The sequence below is a fragment of the Pseudomonas sp. S35 genome (assembly GCF_009866765.1).
GTDB lineage: Bacteria > Pseudomonadota > Gammaproteobacteria > Pseudomonadales > Pseudomonadaceae > Aquipseudomonas.
Genome location: NZ_CP019431.1, coordinates 3,954,942 through 3,970,606 on the forward strand (window position 1 = coordinate 3,954,942; position 15,665 = coordinate 3,970,606).

Genomic DNA, 15,665 nt, shown 5'->3' on the forward strand with positions numbered 1-15,665 from the left:
ATGATACGCGCCCCATTTCGTTGCCCGACTGTCCGAGAACACCCCATGCAGCTCTCTTCGCTCACTGCGGTTTCCCCTGTTGACGGCCGCTACGCCGGCAAAACCCAGGCCCTGCGCCCTATTTTCAGCGAATACGGCCTGATCCGTGCTCGTGTACTGGTTGAAGTGCGCTGGCTCCAGCGCCTGGCCGCTCACCCCGCCATCAGCGAAGTGCCGGCGTTCTCCGCCGAAGCCAACGCTGTGCTCAACACCCTGGCGGAAAACTTCTCTCTGGAGCACGCCGAGCGTGTGAAAGAGATCGAGCGCACCACCAACCACGACGTCAAAGCCATTGAATACCTGCTCAAAGAGCAGGCGGCCAAGCTGCCGGAACTGGCCCAGGTCAGCGAGTTCATCCACTTTGCCTGCACCAGCGAGGACATCAACAACCTGTCCCACGCCCTGATGCTGCGCGAAGGCCGCGATGACGTCATGCTGCCGCTGATGCGCCAGACTGCCGAAGCCATCCGCGAACTGGCGATCCGTTTCGCCGACGTGCCGATGCTGTCGCGCACCCACGGCCAACCGGCATCGCCGACCACCCTGGGTAAAGAACTGGCCAACGTGGTCTATCGCCTGGAGCGCCAGATCGCTCAAGTTGCCGCAGTCCCATTGCTGGGCAAGATCAACGGCGCCGTCGGCAACTATAACGCCCACCTGTCGGCCTACCCGGAGATCGATTGGGAAGCCAACGCCCGCGCCTTCATCGAAAACGAGCTGGGCCTGGGCTTCAACCCGTACACCACGCAGATCGAACCGCACGACTACATCGCCGAGCTGTTCGACGCCATTGCGCGCTTCAACACCATCCTGATCGACTTCGATCGCGATATTTGGGGCTACATCTCCCTGGGCTATTTCAAGCAGCGCACCATTGCCGGTGAAATCGGTTCGTCGACCATGCCGCACAAGGTCAACCCGATTGACTTCGAAAACTCCGAAGGCAACCTGGGCATCGCCAACGCCCTGTTCCAGCACTTGGCCAGCAAGTTGCCAATCTCCCGCTGGCAGCGCGACCTGACCGACTCCACCGTCCTGCGCAACCTTGGCGTGGGCTTCGCTCACAGCGTGATCGCGTACGAAGCCAGCCTTAAAGGCATCAGCAAGCTTGAGCTCAACGCGCAGAAAATCTCCGCTGACCTGGACGCCTGCTGGGAAGTCCTGGCCGAGCCGATCCAGACCGTGATGCGCCGCTACAACATCGAAAACCCGTACGAGAAGCTGAAAGAGTTGACTCGCGGCAAGGGCATCAGCCCTGAAGCACTGCAAACTTTCATCGACGGCCTGGACATGCCAGCCGCTGCCAAGGCCGAGCTGAAACTGCTCACTCCGGCCAACTACATTGGCAACGCTGTAGAGCAAGCCAAGCGCATCTGATCATCGCAAGACCCTTGAGACGCCCGGCCGCGCCGGGCGTTTTTATTCCAGTCTGAAAAGTGCTTTCTTTCAATAGGTTACACATGAATCCTGACATCCCTCTTCAACTTTTGGGCGGCATCACGGCAAGGGAATTCCTGCGCGACTACTGGCAGAAAAAACCGCTGCTGATCCGTCAGGCCATCCCTGATTTCGAAAGCCCGATCGACGCCGACGAACTGGCCGGCCTGGCTCTGGAAGAAGAAGTCGAATCGCGCCTGGTAATCGAACACGGCGAGCGTCCGTGGGAACTGCGTCGCGGCCCGTTCGCCGAAGACGCCTTCGCCAGCCTGCCTGAACGCGAGTGGACCCTGCTGGTGCAGGCGGTCGACCAGTTCGTACCGGAAGTGGCCGAGCTGCTGGAACAGTTCCGCTTTCTGCCAAGCTGGCGCATCGATGATGTGATGATCAGCTTCGCCGCACCAGGCGGCAGCGTCGGTCCGCACTTCGACAACTACGATGTATTCCTGCTGCAAGCCCAGGGCAAGCGCAATTGGAAGATCGGCCAGATGTGCAGCTCCGAAAGCCCACTGCTGCAACACGCCGACCTGCGCATCCTCGCTGAATTCGAAGAAAGTGCCGAATGGGTGCTGGAACCGGGCGACATGCTCTACCTGCCACCGCGCCTGGCACACTTCGGTATTGCCGAAGACGACTGCATGACCTACTCGGTCGGCTTCCGCGCGCCAAGCGCTGCCGAAGTATTGACCCATTTCACTGACTTCCTCAGCCAGTACCTGACCGACGAAGAACGCTACACCGACGCTGACGCCCAACCGGTCAGCGACCCGCACCAGATCCAGAGCGACGCCCTCGACCGCCTCAAGAGCCTGCTGGCCGAGCACATGAGCGACGAGCGCATGCTGCTGACCTGGTTCGGCCAGTTCATGACCGAGCCACGCTATCCGGAACTGGTGGCGGGCGAAGAGCTGGGCGAAGAAGACTTCATCAGCACGCTGCAGGACGGCGCGATCCTGGTGCGCAACCCGAGCGCGCGCATGGCGTGGTCGGAAGTGGACGATGACGTGCTGTTGTTCGCCAGCGGCCAAAGCCGTTACCTGCCGGGCAAGCTGCGCGAACTGTTGAAGCTGGTGTGCTCCGCCGACGCACTGCACAGTGAAAATCTTGGTGAATGGCTCGCCGACGAAGACGGCCGCGATCTGCTGTGCGAGCTGGTCAAGCAAGGCAGCCTGGGATTTGCCGATGAATAAGATTCACGTAAGTGTCGCGGACTGGCAAAAGGATATCGCCGAGATACGGCGCATTCGTGAAGCGGTGTTTATCGCTGAACAATCGGTTCCACCTGAGCTCGAGTGGGACGCGGACGACGCTGATGCGGTGCATTTCCTAGCGTTCGAAGGTGACTTTCCAATAGGCACCGCTCGCCTGCTGCCCAGCGGCGAGATCGGTCGCGTGTCGGTGCTCAAGGACTGGCGCGGACTGAAGGTCGGCGACAAGCTGATGGAAGCGGTGATCGGCGTGGCCGAACAACGCGGCCAGACCAAGCAGTTCCTCAGTGCGCAGGTGTATGCGGCGCCGTTCTACGAGCGGCTGGGCTTCAAGATCGTCAGCGAGGAATTCCTTGAAGTCGGGATCCCCCATGTTGATATGGTGCGCGGGGACTGATCCAGCATCGAGTCGCTGCCCCCGATAGCCATTTCATCCCCCCAAAAATGCCCTGCCTGCCAGGGCATTTTGCTGTCTAGTATTCAACTTGCGAACCGCCAGGCCGACAAACTGGCACTATCCAGCCTTTGACTCGCAGAGATAACGGACATGTCCCTACGCACCCTGCTCACCGCCCTCCTCCTGACCGCCAGCTGCTCGGCCATGGCCGACACCGAAGTCGTCAACCTGAGCAATCGCACCAGCGCCGACCTGCTCCCCGTGGCGCAGAATTTCATCGGCAAGGACGGCACCGTCAGCGCCTATGGCAATCAGCTAATCGTCAACGCCGACCCCGGCAAGATCCAAGACCTGCGCGCCCTGCTCGGCCAACTCGACACCCCAGCCAAACGCCTGCTGATTACCGTCGACACTAACGAAAACAACCAGCAAAACACCAGCAACAACCAGACACGCATCATCAGCTATGGCACCGCTAGCCGTGACGGCGGCATCCAGCAGATCCAAGCCAGCGAAGGCGTACCCGCCCTGATTCAGGTTGGCCAGAGCGTGCCACTGACCACGACACAACCCGACGCCTACGGTCGCCCGCAAAACCAGACCCAATATCGCAACGTGACGCAAGGCTTCTACGTGACCGCAAGCGTCACCGGCGAGACCGTGCACCTGGCGATCAGTACAAACCGTGACCGCATGAGCCAGGAGCGTCCCGATGTAGTGAATGTTCAAAGTACCGACACAACCGTCAGCGGCCGCCTCGGCGAGTGGATCCCCCTGGCCGGCATCAACCGCCAGACCCAGGCCGAAAAATCCTCTACAACCCGCAGCTACTCTACGCAGGGCCGCGATGACCTGACTTTGCGGGTCAAGGTCGACACCCTGAACTGAAGCACCAAAAACTGACTGATGAGTCGTATAAGACTAAAGATGTAGTGCTTGAAAAAAAGCACTACAAAACATTTGACGATCCAAAAAAGCATGGGCATGATGGCCTCGCTCCCGCTAATCAGGGGCCCTGGCAAGGGCCTTCGGATCGTCGCTCCAAGTTACCCACCTGAGCCGATTCGTGTCTGTACCGCCCACAAGGTGTGTTTGACGAGGTTGCGACTGGAACGAAGTTGTCCCGAGGGACGGAAGCTAACCAGGTAACCCGGCAACACGCTGCAGAATGACCAAGGGCCCACGACGCCCGAAGACTGTTCTCGGCCAGCCTTTACCTGCCCCCTCTCGATAATCGTTCATCCCGTCGCCTTCCCCGTCGAACCTGGCTTGACCGCCTATGCTTCTGGTCAGCGAGCAGCCATACCACGCAATGATTGCGCGGCTGGCAAATGGATCTTTCCACCTAGACCTATGCGACGAGGTTTTTCCCCATGGCACTGACACGCGAACAGCAAATTGCAGCCCTTGAAAAAGACTGGGCTGAAAACCCACGCTGGAAAGGCGTGACCCGCGCTTATTCCGCTGCTGACGTCGTCCGCCTGCGTGGCTCGGTTCAACCTGAGCACACCTTTGCAAAACTCGGCGCCGAGAAGCTGTGGAACCTGGTCACCCAAGGTGCCAAGCCTTCCTTCCGCCCCGACAAAGATTTCGTCAACTGCATGGGCGCCCTCACTGGCGGCCAGGCAGTCCAACAGGTAAAAGCCGGTATCCAGGCGATCTACCTGTCCGGCTGGCAAGTGGCAGCGGACAACAACTCCGCTGAATCCATGTACCCCGACCAATCGCTGTACCCGGTTGACTCCGTACCGACCGTGGTCAAGCGCATCAACAACTCGTTCCGTCGCGCCGACCAGATCCAGTGGAAGGCCGGTAAAGGCCCGGGCGATGAAGGCTACATCGACTACTTCGCGCCAATCGTGGCTGACGCCGAAGCCGGTTTCGGCGGCGTACTGAACGCCTACGAACTGATGAAAAGCATGATCGAAGCAGGCGCCGCTGGCGTTCACTTTGAAGACCAACTGGCCTCCGTGAAGAAATGCGGCCACATGGGCGGCAAGGTGCTGGTTCCGACCCAGGAAGCCGTACAAAAGCTGACCGCGGCACGCTTGGCGGCTGACGTTGCCGGTACACCGACCATCATCCTGGCGCGTACCGATGCCAACGCTGCCGACCTGCTGACCTCGGACTGCGACCCGTACGACCAGCCGTTCGTAACCGGTGAGCGCACCCAGGAAGGCTTCTACAAAGTACGTGCCGGCCTGGACCAGGCCATCGCCCGCGGCCTGGCCTACGCACCGTATGCCGACCTGATCTGGTGCGAAACCGCCAAGCCGGACCTGGACGAAGCCCGTCGCTTCGCCGAAGCGATCAAGAAGGAATACCCGGACCAACTGCTGTCCTACAACTGCTCGCCTTCCTTCAACTGGAAGAAGAACCTGGACGACGCGACCATCGCCAAGTTCCAGCGCGAGCTGTCCGCCATGGGCTACAAGCACCAGTTCATCACCCTGGCCGGCATCCACAACATGTGGCACAGCATGTTCAACCTGGCGCACGACTACGCCCGCAACGACATGACCGCCTACGTGAAGCTGCAGGAGCAGGAATTCGCCGACGCCTCCAAGGGCTACACCTTTGTGGCGCACCAGCAGGAAGTGGGCACCGGCTACTTCGACGACATGACCACCGTGATCCAGGGCGGCACGTCGTCCGTGACCGCGCTGACCGGTTCGACTGAAGAAGAGCAGTTCCACTAAGCACTGCGTACACGGCCACTGCGGCCCCAAGGAAGACCTAACCGCAGTGCCGCACAACAATCACGCCCCGACTGGTTCGGGGCGTTTTTTTATCTCGTGAAAACCTCCCTGACAAAATCAAGATCAAAATATGGGAGGGGGCTTGCCCCCGATAGCGGTGAGTCAGACAACATATGTGCCAGCTGATCCACTGCCATCGGGGCAAGCCCCCTCCCACACTGGAAAGGTGGAGACAGTGGATTTATTGCGCAAAACATTGATCTAGAGCGGTATGCGCACTCGCAAAAGCGGTTAAAAGATGCGCACCCTTAACTAAGCAGCACTCAAGCAAGTAACGACAACTTTCCCCGCCACACGAGAAACATTCGCTTAAACCTCGCGCAAACAATATTCATTATCATTTGGCCGATGAAAACTTCGTTACGAGGCAAACAAAACTTAATTGTTCAAATGCCCGCTAATGCCCGTCCTGCAAGGGCTACAGCCCCACAAAGGTGCACTATGTCCTTATTCCATCGAATAATTTCGCTATAGGAATTTTACTTGCCCGGTGTTTAGCCATAAAATCACCGCGATTGACTGCGCTGCGACATATCGTCACTGCATCACTACTTTTTCGAGCTCAGAGACCTTTGCTCTCTGTTAAGGATTTCCAGCATGACCGAAGCGACAGGACTCATGGCCCACAACTGGGGCTTTGCCATTTTCCTCCTCGGTGTTGTCGGCCTCTGCGCCTTCATGCTCGGCGTCTCCAGCCTCCTCGGGTCAAAAGCCTGGGGCCGCAGCAAAAACGAACCGTTCGAGTCGGGCATGCTACCTACAGGTGGCGCCCGCTTGCGGCTCTCAGCCAAATTCTATCTGGTCGCGATGCTGTTCGTGATCTTCGATATCGAAGCCCTTTTTCTCTTTGCCTGGTCTGTGTCCGTCCGCGAAAGCGGCTGGACCGGATTCGTCGAAGCTCTCGTTTTCATAGCAATTCTGTTGGCAGGCCTTGTCTACCTATTCCGAGTGGGCGCCCTTGATTGGGCTCCGGAAGCTCGTCGTAAGCGGCAAGCGAAGCTGAAACAATGAGGCTTTGGCGATGCAATACAATCTCACCAGGATCGACCCGGATGCTCCTAACGATCAGTACCCCATCGGCGAACGGGAAACCGTCTCCGATCCGTTAGAAGATCAAGTCCACAAAAACATCTACATGGGCAAGCTCGAAGACGTGCTGAGTGGCGCGGTCAACTGGGGGCGTAAAAACTCTCTGTGGCCGTACAACTTCGGTCTGTCGTGCTGCTACGTGGAAATGACCACCGCCTTCACGGCGCCCCACGACATCGCGCGCTTTGGCGCCGAAGTTATCCGGGCATCGCCGCGCCAGGCGGATTTCATGGTTATCGCCGGAACCTGCTTTATCAAGATGGCGCCGATCATTCAGCGTCTCTACGAGCAAATGCTCGAACCGAAGTGGGTTATCTCCATGGGTTCGTGCGCCAACTCCGGTGGCATGTACGACATCTACTCCGTGGTTCAAGGGGTGGATAAGTTCCTGCCCGTGGACGTCTACGTGCCTGGCTGCCCGCCCCGCCCTGAAGCTTTTCTGCAAGGCTTGATGCTGTTGCAGGAATCGATTGGCAAGGAGCGTCGCCCGCTTTCCTGGGTCGTCGGCGATCAAGGCGTATACCGCGCCGAGATGCCGTCCCAAAAGGAACAGCGCCGCGAACAGCGAATCGCAGTCACCAACCTGCGCAGCCCCGACGAAGTCTGATCCAGCCCGCTTCTTTTATAGAACGAACACCTGGCTTCATTCTTTACGTTGACCGAAAGCGATAAAAAACCATGACTACAGGCAGTGCTCTGTATATCCCGCCTTACAAGGCAGACGACCAGGATGTGGTCGTCGAACTCAATAACCGTTTTGGCCCTGACGCCTTCACCGCCCAGGCCACACGTACCGGCATGCCGGTACTGTGGGTGGCGCGTGCCAAGCTCGTCGAGGTCCTGACCTTCCTGCGTAACCTGCCCAAGCCGTATGTCATGCTCTATGACCTGCATGGCGTGGACGAGCGTCTGCGCACCAAGCGCCAGGGGCTGCCGAGTGGCGCCGACTTCACCGTGTTCTATCACCTGATGTCGCTGGAACGTAACAGCGACGTGATGATCAAGGTTGCCCTCTCCGAGAGCGACCTGAGCGTCCCGACCGTCACCGGTATCTGGCCGAACGCCAGCTGGTACGAGCGTGAAGTCTGGGACATGTTCGGTATCGACTTCCCGGGTCACCCGCACCTGACGCGCATCATGATGCCGCCCACCTGGGAAGGTCACCCGCTGCGCAAGGACTTCCCGGCCCGCGCCACCGAGTTCGATCCATTCAGCCTCAACCTGGCCAAGCAACAGCTGGAAGAAGAAGCCGCGCGCTTCCGTCCGGAAGACTGGGGCATGAAGCGTTCCGGCACCAACGAGGACTACATGTTCCTCAACCTGGGCCCGAACCACCCTTCGGCTCACGGTGCCTTCCGTATCATCCTGCAACTGGACGGCGAAGAAATCGTCGACTGCGTGCCGGACATCGGCTACCACCACCGTGGTGCCGAGAAGATGGCCGAGCGCCAGTCGTGGCACAGCTTCATCCCGTACACCGACCGTATCGACTACCTCGGCGGCGTGATGAACAACCTGCCGTACGTGCTCTCGGTCGAGAAGCTGGCCGGCATTGAAGTGCCAGACCGCGTCGACACCATCCGCATCATGATGGCCGAGTTCTTCCGGATCACCAGCCACCTGCTGTTCCTGGGTACCTATATCCAGGACGTGGGCGCCATGACCCCGGTGTTCTTCACCTTCACCGACCGTCAGCGCGCCTACAAGGTCATCGAAGCCGTTACTGGCTTCCGCCTGCACCCGGCCTGGTACCGCATCGGCGGTGTGGCCCACGACCTGCCGAACGGTTGGGAGCGTCTGGTCAAGGAATTCATCGACTGGATGCCCAAGCGTCTGGACGAGTACCAAAAAGCCGCGCTCGACAACAGCATCCTCAAGGGCCGTACCATCGGCGTCGCCGCCTACAACACCAAAGAGGCCCTGGAATGGGGCGTCACCGGTGCAGGCCTGCGCTCGACTGGCTGCGACTTCGACCTGCGTAAAGCGCGCCCGTACTCCGGCTACGAGAACTTCGAATTCGAAGTCCCGCTGGCGGCCAACGGCGACGCCTACGACCGTTGCATCGTGCGCGTCGAAGAAATGCGCCAGAGCCTGAAGATCATCGAGCAGTGCATGCGCAACATGCCGGCCGGCCCGTACAAGGCGGATCACCCGCTGACCACGCCGCCGCCCAAAGAGCGCACGCTGCAGCACATCGAAACCCTGATCACGCACTTCCTGCAGGTTTCGTGGGGCCCGGTCATGCCGGCCAACGAATCCTTCCAGATGATCGAAGCGACCAAGGGTATCAACAGTTATTACCTGACGAGCGATGGCGGCACCATGAGCTACCGCACCCGGATTCGTACTCCAAGCTTCCCGCACTTGCAGCAGATCCCTTCGGTGATCAAAGGCGAGATGGTCGCGGACTTGATTGCGTACCTGGGTAGTATCGATTTCGTTATGGCCGACGTGGACCGCTAAGCATGAACAGCACGCTTATCCAGACAGACCGTTTCACCTTGAGTGAAACCGAGCGCTCGGCCATCGAGCACGAGCTGCATCACTACGAAGACCCGCGCGCGGCGTCGATCGAAGCCTTGAAGATCGTCCAGAAGGAACGTGGCTGGGTGCCGGACGGCGCCCTCTACGCCATCGGCGAACTGCTCGGCATCCCCGCCAGCGACGTTGAAGGCGTGGCCACGTTCTACAGCCAGATCTTCCGCCAACCGGTGGGCCGCCACATCATTCGCGTGTGCGACAGCATGGTCTGCTACATCGGCGGCCACGAGTCCGTGGTCAGCGAGATCCAGAACAAACTGGGCATCGGCCTCGGCCAAACCACCGCCGACGGCCGCTTCACGCTGCTGCCGGTGTGCTGCCTGGGCAACTGCGACAAGGCGCCGGCGTTGATGATCGACGACGACACATTCGGTGACGTGCAAGCATCCGGCGTGACCCAATTGCTTGAGGGCTACCCATGACCCTTACATCTTTCGGCCCGGCCAACCTGATCAAGCGTTCGCCCGAGACTCACCCGCTGACCTGGCGCCTGCGTGACGACGCCGAGCCGGTCTGGCTCGACGAGTACCAGGCCAAGAACGGTTACGCGGCCGCACGCAAAGCCTTTGCCGACATGGCCCAGGACGACATCGTCCAGACCGTGAAAGACGCCGGCCTCAAAGGCCGCGGCGGTGCAGGCTTCCCCACGGGTGTGAAGTGGGGCCTGATGCCCAAGGACGAATCCATCAACATCCGCTACCTGCTGTGCAACGCGGATGAAATGGAGCCGAACACCTGGAAAGACCGCATGCTGATGGAGCAACTGCCCCATCTGCTGATCGAAGGCATGCTGATCAGCGCCCGCGCACTCAAGACCTACCGTGGCTATATCTTCCTGCGTGGCGAATACACCACTGCCGCCAAGCACCTCAACCGTGCCGTGGCGGAAGCCAAGGCAGCGGGCCTTTTGGGCAAGAACATCCTCGGTTCCGGTTTTGACTTCGAACTGTTCGTGCACACCGGCGCCGGGCGTTATATCTGCGGTGAAGAAACCGCACTGATCAACTCCCTCGAAGGCCGCCGCGCCAACCCGCGCTCCAAGCCGCCCTTCCCGGCCGCCGTGGGCGTGTGGGGCAAGCCGACTTGTGTGAACAACGTCGAGACCCTGTGCAATGTGCCGGCGATCATCGCCGACGGCGTGGACTGGTACAAATCGTTGGCCCGTGAAGGCAGTGAAGACATGGGCACCAAGCTCATGGGCTTCTCCGGCAAGGTCAAGAACCCTGGGCTGTGGGAGCTACCATTCGGCGTGACCGCTCGCGAGCTGTTCGAGGACTACGCCGGCGGCATGCGCGACGGCTACACCTTGAAAGCCTGGCAGCCAGGCGGCGCCGGCACCGGCTTCCTGTTACCCGAGCACCTCGACGCACAGATGTATGCCGGTGGCATCGGCAAGGTGGGCACCCGGATGGGTACTGGCCTGGCGATGGCCGTGGACAACACTGTCAACATGGTCTCGCTACTGCGCAACATGGAGCAGTTCTTTGCCCGTGAATCCTGCGGCTTCTGCACCCCCTGCCGCGACGGCCTGCCGTGGAGCGTCAAGCTGCTGATGGCCCTGGAAAAAGGCGAGGGCCGCGAGGGAGACATCGAAACCCTGCTGGGCCTGGTCGGTTTCCTCGGCCCAGGCAAGACCTTCTGTGCTCACGCACCGGGCGCCGTTGAGCCATTGGGCAGCGCAATCAAATACTTCCGCTCGGAGTTCGAAGCCGGCATCGCGCCTACCAGCGCCGCCGTCCCGCCTCTGGCAAGGCCGATCGTAGTCGGCGCGTAACGCTTTAAAAGGCGAAGGGTCCGTGCCCTTCGCCTTCTCATGTGCTGACGCCTTTGAGGCTGTGTAGATGCACATGAATAACAAGATTCCATTAGCCACGCCCGCTGACAACGGGCCAACGAAGAACTTTGAACCATGGCCACTATCCACGTAGACGGCAAAGCGCTCGAAGTCGATGGGGCGGACAACCTGTTACAGGCGTGTCTGTCACTAGGCCTCGACATCCCGTATTTCTGCTGGCACCCCGCACTCGGTAGCGTCGGTGCCTGTCGCCAGTGTGCGGTCAAGCAATACACCGACGAAAACGACACGCGTGGTCGTATCGTCATGTCCTGCATGACCCCAGCCACCGACAACACCTGGATCTCCATCGAAGATGAAGAATCCAAGGCGTTCCGCGCCAGCGTTGTCGAATGGCTGATGACCAACCACCCCCACGACTGCCCGGTCTGTGAGGAAGGCGGTCACTGCCACCTGCAAGACATGACGGTGATGACCGGCCACAACGAGCGCCGTTATCGCTTCACCAAGCGTACCCACCAGAACCAGGACCTCGGCCCGTTCATTTCCCACGAAATGAACCGCTGCATCGCCTGCTACCGTTGCGTGCGTTTCTATAAAGACTACGCTGGCGGCACCGACCTGGGCGTATTCGGCGCCCACGACAACGTGTACTTCGGTCGCGTTGAAGATGGCGTGCTCGAAAGCGAGTTCTCCGGCAACCTCACCGAGGTCTGCCCGACCGGTGTGTTCACCGACAAGACCCACTCCGAGCGCTACAACCGCAAGTGGGACATGCAGTTCGCCCCGAGTATCTGCCACGGCTGCTCCAGCGGTTGCAACATCTCGCCAGGCGAGCGCTACGGTGAACTGCGTCGTATCGAAAACCGCTTCAACGGTTCGGTCAACCAGTACTTCCTGTGCGACCGTGGCCGTTTCGGCTATGGCTACGTCAACCGCAAGGATCGCCCACGCCAACCGCTGCTGGCCGATGGCGCCAAGCTGAGCCTGGACGACGCGCTGGATAAAGCCGCCGACCTGCTGCGCGGCCGCAACATCGTCGGTATCGGTTCGCCCCGCGCTAGCCTCGAAAGCAACTACGCGTTGCGCGAGCTGGTCGGTGCCGAGCACTTCTACTCAGGCATCGAAGCCGGTGAGCTGGAGCGTATCCGGCTGGTCCTGCAAGTGCTGAACGACAGCCCGCTGCCCGTTCCGAACATGCGCGACATCGAAGACCACGACGCGATCTTCGTGCTCGGTGAAGACCTGACCCAGACCGCTGCCCGCGTGGCCCTGTCCCTGCGCCAGTCGGTCAAGGGCAAGGCCGAAGAGATGGCCGACGCCATGCGCGTACAGCCTTGGCTCGACGCCGCCGTGAAAAACATCGGCCAGCACGCGCTGAACCCGCTGTTTATCGCCAGCATCGCTGAAACCAAGCTCGACGACATCGCCGAAGAATGTGTCCACGCCGCACCGGACGACCTGGCCCGCATCGGTTTCGCAGTGGCCCACGCCCTCGACGCCAGCGCGCCTGCCGTCGAAGGCTTGGACGCTGAAGCCGCTGAACTGGCCCAGCGCATCGCCGACGCCCTGCTCGCCGCCAAGCGCCCGTTGATCATTGCCGGTACCTCGTTGGGTTCCAAGGCGCTGATCGAAGCCGCTGCCAACATCGCCAAGGCCCTTAAGCTGCGCGACAAGAACGGCTCCATCAGCCTGGTTGTGCCGGAAGCCAACAGCCTCGGCCTGGCCATGCTCGGTGGTGAGTCCCTGGATGCCGGCCTGCAAGCCGTGATCGACGGCAATGCCGACGCCATCGTGGTGCTGGAAAACGACCTGTACACCCGCACCGACGCCGCCAAGGTTGACGCTGCGCTGAACGCCGCCAAAGTGCTGATCGTGGCCGACCACCAGAAGACCGCCACCAGCGACCGCGCCCAGTTGGTACTGCCAGCCGCAAGCTTCGCCGAAGGCGACGGTACCCTGGTCAGCCAGGAAGGCCGCGCCCAGCGCTTCTTCCAAGTGTTCGATCCGAAGTACATGGACGCCAGCATCCTGGTTCACGAAGGCTGGCGCTGGCTGCATGCCCTGCGTGCCACCCTGCTGAACCAGCCGATCGACTGGACCCAGCTCGACCACGTGACCGCTGCCGTCGCTTCCAGCGCACCGCAGCTTGCCCGGATTGTCGACGCTGCACCGTCCGCCGCGTTCCGCATCAAGGGCATGAAACTGGCCCGCGAACCGCTGCGTTACTCCGGTCGTACCGCCATGCGCGCCGACATCAGCGTGCACGAGCCGCGTACGCCACAAGACAACGACACCGCCTTCGCCTTCTCCATGGAAGGTTACTCAGGGTCGGTCGAGCCACGTCAGCAGGTGCCGTTCGCCTGGTCGCCGGGCTGGAACTCGCCGCAAGCCTGGAACAAGTTCCAGGACGAAGTCGGTGGTCACATCCGCGCTGGCGACCCGGGCACCCGCCTGATCGAAAGCACCGGTGACTCGCTGAACTGGTTCGCTGCGGTGCCGCGTCCGTTCAACCCGGCCCAGGGCACCTGGCAGGTTGTGCCGTTCTTCCACCTGTTCGGCAGCGAAGAGAACTCTTCCAAGGCTGCGCCGGTGCAAGGCCGCATCCCAGAAGCCTACGTGTCCGTGGCCAAGTCCGAAGCCGACCGCCTCGGCGTCAACGACGGTGCCCTGCTCAGCTTGACCGTGGCCGGCCAGACCCTGCGTCTGCCGCTGCGCATCAACGATGAGTTGGGTGCCGGTCTGGTTGCACTGCCTAAAGGCCTCGCTGGCATTCCGCCTGCGATCTTCGGCAAAACCGTTGACGGTCTGCAGGAGGCAGCGCAATGACTTGGTTCACGCCGGAAGTAATTGACGTGATCATTTCGGTGGTCAAGGCCATCGTGATCCTGTTGGCCGTGGTCGTTGCGGGCGCGCTGCTCAGCTTCGTCGAACGTCGCCTGCTGGGCTGGTGGCAGGACCGTTACGGTCCGAACCGCGTTGGCCCGTTCGGTATGTTCCAGATCGCGGCCGACATGCTGAAAATGTTCTTCAAGGAAGACTGGACCCCGCCGTTTGCCGACAAGGTGATCTTCACCCTGGCACCGGTCGTGGCCATGAGCGCCTTGCTGATCGCCTTCGCGATCATCCCGATCACCCCGACGTGGGGCGTGGCGGACCTGAACATCGGCTTGCTGTTCTTCTTCGCCATGGCCGGCTTGTCGGTCTACGCGGTGCTGTTCGCCGGTTGGTCGAGCAACAACAAGTTCGCCCTGCTGGGCAGCTTGCGGGCTTCGGCCCAGACCGTGTCCTACGAAGTGTTCATGGGCCTCGCGCTGATGGGCATCGTGGTGCAGGTCGGCTCGTTCAACATGCGCGACATCGTCGAGTACCAGGCGCAGAACCTGTGGTTCATCATTCCGCAGTTCTTTGGCTTCTGCACGTTCTTCATCGCTGGCGTCGCCGTGACTCACCGTCACCCGTTCGACCAGCCGGAAGCGGAACAGGAACTGGCCGACGGTTACCACATTGAATATGCCGGCATGAAATGGGGCATGTTCTTCGTCGGTGAATACATCGGCATCATCTTGATCTCGGCCCTGCTGGTCACGCTGTTCTTCGGCGGCTGGCACGGTCCGTTCGGCATCCTGCCGCAGTTGGCGTTCTTCTGGTTCTTCCTTAAGACCGCGTTCTTCATCATGTTGTTTATCCTGCTGCGCGCTTCCATTCCGCGTCCACGGTACGACCAGGTGATGGATTTCAGCTGGCGCTTCTGCCTGCCACTGACCCTGATCAATTTGCTGGTGACTGCTGCCGTTGTGTTGTTGAACACGCCAGCGGCCGCGGTTCAGTGAGGATTTGACCCATGTTCAAATATATTGGCGACATCGTTAAGGGTACCGGTACCCAGTTGCGAAGCCTGGTGATGGTTTTCGGCCATGGCTTTCGCAAACGCGACACCCTGCAATACCCGGAAGAAGCGGTGTACCTGCCGCCGCGCTATCGCGGCCGCATCGTGCTGACCCGCGACCCCGATGGCGAAGAGCGTTGCGTAGCCTGCAACCTGTGCGCCGTGGCGTGCCCGGTGGGTTGCATCTCCCTGCAGAAAGCTGAAACCGAAGACGGTCGCTGGTACCCGGACTTCTTCCGTATCAACTTCTCGCGCTGCATTTTCTGCGGCCTCTGCGAGGAAGCTTGCCCGACCACCGCGATCCAGCTCACTCCGGATTTCGAGATGGCCGAGTTCAAACGTCAGGACCTGGTGTACGAGAAAGAAGATCTTTTGATCTCTGGTCCCGGTAAAAACCCTGATTACAACTTCTATCGTGTTGCAGGTATGGCCGTTGCCGGTAAGCCGAAAGGCGCCGCACAAAACGAAGCCGAGCCGATCAACGTGAAGAGCTTGCTGCCTTAAGGAAGAA

13 protein-coding genes are annotated in these 15,665 nt (G+C 60.5%); all 13 read left to right on the top strand.

The features are described from left to right. Window positions 1-45: 45 nt before the first annotated feature. The 13 genes from purB to nuoI all read left to right on the top strand — a co-directional run bounded on the left by purB (window position 46) and on the right by nuoI (window position 15,658). Window positions 46-1,416 carry an adenylosuccinate lyase gene (gene purB, locus PspS35_RS17560; protein ID WP_159936077.1) on the top strand — a complete coding sequence of 457 codons (1,371 nt, stop codon included), beginning with the start codon at window positions 46-48 and terminating at the stop codon, window positions 1,414-1,416. Between the two features lie 83 nt (window positions 1,417-1,499). Continuing rightward, window positions 1,500-2,666, top strand: coding sequence for a cupin domain-containing protein (locus tag PspS35_RS17565; RefSeq protein WP_159936078.1), 1,167 nt, complete (start codon window positions 1,500-1,502; stop codon window positions 2,664-2,666). Next, entirely contained in the window at window positions 2,659-3,081 is a 423-nt protein-coding gene (locus PspS35_RS17570) for a GNAT family N-acetyltransferase (protein ID WP_159936079.1), read from the top strand. The genes PspS35_RS17565 and PspS35_RS17570 overlap by 8 nt, the downstream gene beginning before the upstream one ends. Window positions 3,082-3,231: 150 nt before the next feature. Further along, window positions 3,232-3,969, top strand: a complete 738-nt coding sequence (locus PspS35_RS17575; protein WP_159936080.1) for a secretin N-terminal domain-containing protein — start codon at window positions 3,232-3,234, stop codon at window positions 3,967-3,969. Between the two features lie 485 nt (window positions 3,970-4,454). Next, window positions 4,455-5,780, top strand: coding sequence for an isocitrate lyase (gene aceA, locus PspS35_RS17580; RefSeq protein ID WP_010458877.1), 1,326 nt, complete (start codon window positions 4,455-4,457; stop codon window positions 5,778-5,780). A 657-nt stretch (window positions 5,781-6,437) separates the two neighbouring features. Next, window positions 6,438-6,851 carry an NADH-quinone oxidoreductase subunit A gene (locus PspS35_RS17585; protein WP_003219575.1) on the top strand — a complete coding sequence of 138 codons (414 nt, stop codon included), beginning with the start codon at window positions 6,438-6,440 and terminating at the stop codon, window positions 6,849-6,851. 10 nt (window positions 6,852-6,861) lie between these two features. Further along, on the top strand, window positions 6,862-7,536 hold the full coding sequence (locus PspS35_RS17590) for an NADH-quinone oxidoreductase subunit B (RefSeq protein ID WP_012724951.1): 675 nt from the start codon (window positions 6,862-6,864) through the stop codon (window positions 7,534-7,536). Window positions 7,537-7,607: 71 nt separating this feature from the next. Further along, window positions 7,608-9,392: an NADH-quinone oxidoreductase subunit C/D gene (nuoC, locus tag PspS35_RS17595; RefSeq protein WP_159936081.1), complete on the top strand. Its 1,785-nt coding sequence runs from the start codon at window positions 7,608-7,610 to the stop codon at window positions 9,390-9,392. A gap of 2 nt (window positions 9,393-9,394) precedes the next feature. Beyond that, window positions 9,395-9,892: an NADH-quinone oxidoreductase subunit NuoE gene (gene nuoE, locus PspS35_RS17600; RefSeq protein ID WP_159936082.1), complete on the top strand. Its 498-nt coding sequence runs from the start codon at window positions 9,395-9,397 to the stop codon at window positions 9,890-9,892. Continuing rightward, window positions 9,889-11,244 (top strand): NADH-quinone oxidoreductase subunit NuoF, encoded by a 1,356-nt coding sequence (gene nuoF, locus PspS35_RS17605; RefSeq protein ID WP_159936083.1) that lies wholly within the window; start codon window positions 9,889-9,891, stop codon window positions 11,242-11,244. Before nuoE ends, nuoF begins: the two co-directional genes overlap by 4 nt. Before the next feature lie 135 nt (window positions 11,245-11,379). Then, window positions 11,380-14,094 carry an NADH-quinone oxidoreductase subunit NuoG gene (nuoG, locus tag PspS35_RS17610; protein ID WP_159936084.1) on the top strand — a complete coding sequence of 905 codons (2,715 nt, stop codon included), beginning with the start codon at window positions 11,380-11,382 and terminating at the stop codon, window positions 14,092-14,094. Further along, window positions 14,091-15,098, top strand: coding sequence for an NADH-quinone oxidoreductase subunit NuoH (gene nuoH / locus PspS35_RS17615; protein WP_003174724.1), 1,008 nt, complete (start codon window positions 14,091-14,093; stop codon window positions 15,096-15,098). The genes nuoG and nuoH overlap by 4 nt, the downstream gene beginning before the upstream one ends. A gap of 11 nt (window positions 15,099-15,109) precedes the next feature. After that, a complete protein-coding gene (nuoI, locus tag PspS35_RS17620; protein WP_003174725.1) occupies window positions 15,110-15,658 on the top strand; it encodes an NADH-quinone oxidoreductase subunit NuoI in 549 nt (182 codons plus the stop codon). The last annotated feature ends 7 nt before the right edge of the window (window positions 15,659-15,665 follow it).

Bases quoted from the DNA above. Each gene is read 5' to 3' on its own strand.
- purB (WP_159936077.1), top strand. From the start codon at position 46: ATGCAGCTCTCTTCGCTCACTGCGGTTTCCCCTGTTGACGGCCGCTAC.
- PspS35_RS17565 (WP_159936078.1), top strand. From the start codon at position 1,500: ATGAATCCTGACATCCCTCTTCAACTTTTGGGCGGCATCACGGCAAGG.
- PspS35_RS17570 (WP_159936079.1), top strand. From the start codon at position 2,659: ATGAATAAGATTCACGTAAGTGTCGCGGACTGGCAAAAGGATATCGCC.
- PspS35_RS17575 (WP_159936080.1), top strand. From the start codon at position 3,232: ATGTCCCTACGCACCCTGCTCACCGCCCTCCTCCTGACCGCCAGCTGC.
- aceA (WP_010458877.1), top strand. From the start codon at position 4,455: ATGGCACTGACACGCGAACAGCAAATTGCAGCCCTTGAAAAAGACTGG.
- PspS35_RS17585 (WP_003219575.1), top strand. From the start codon at position 6,438: ATGACCGAAGCGACAGGACTCATGGCCCACAACTGGGGCTTTGCCATT.
- PspS35_RS17590 (WP_012724951.1), top strand. From the start codon at position 6,862: ATGCAATACAATCTCACCAGGATCGACCCGGATGCTCCTAACGATCAG.
- nuoC (WP_159936081.1), top strand. From the start codon at position 7,608: ATGACTACAGGCAGTGCTCTGTATATCCCGCCTTACAAGGCAGACGAC.
- nuoE (WP_159936082.1), top strand. From the start codon at position 9,395: ATGAACAGCACGCTTATCCAGACAGACCGTTTCACCTTGAGTGAAACC.
- nuoF (WP_159936083.1), top strand. From the start codon at position 9,889: ATGACCCTTACATCTTTCGGCCCGGCCAACCTGATCAAGCGTTCGCCC.
- nuoG (WP_159936084.1), top strand. From the start codon at position 11,380: ATGGCCACTATCCACGTAGACGGCAAAGCGCTCGAAGTCGATGGGGCG.
- nuoH (WP_003174724.1), top strand. From the start codon at position 14,091: ATGACTTGGTTCACGCCGGAAGTAATTGACGTGATCATTTCGGTGGTC.
- nuoI (WP_003174725.1), top strand. From the start codon at position 15,110: ATGTTCAAATATATTGGCGACATCGTTAAGGGTACCGGTACCCAGTTG.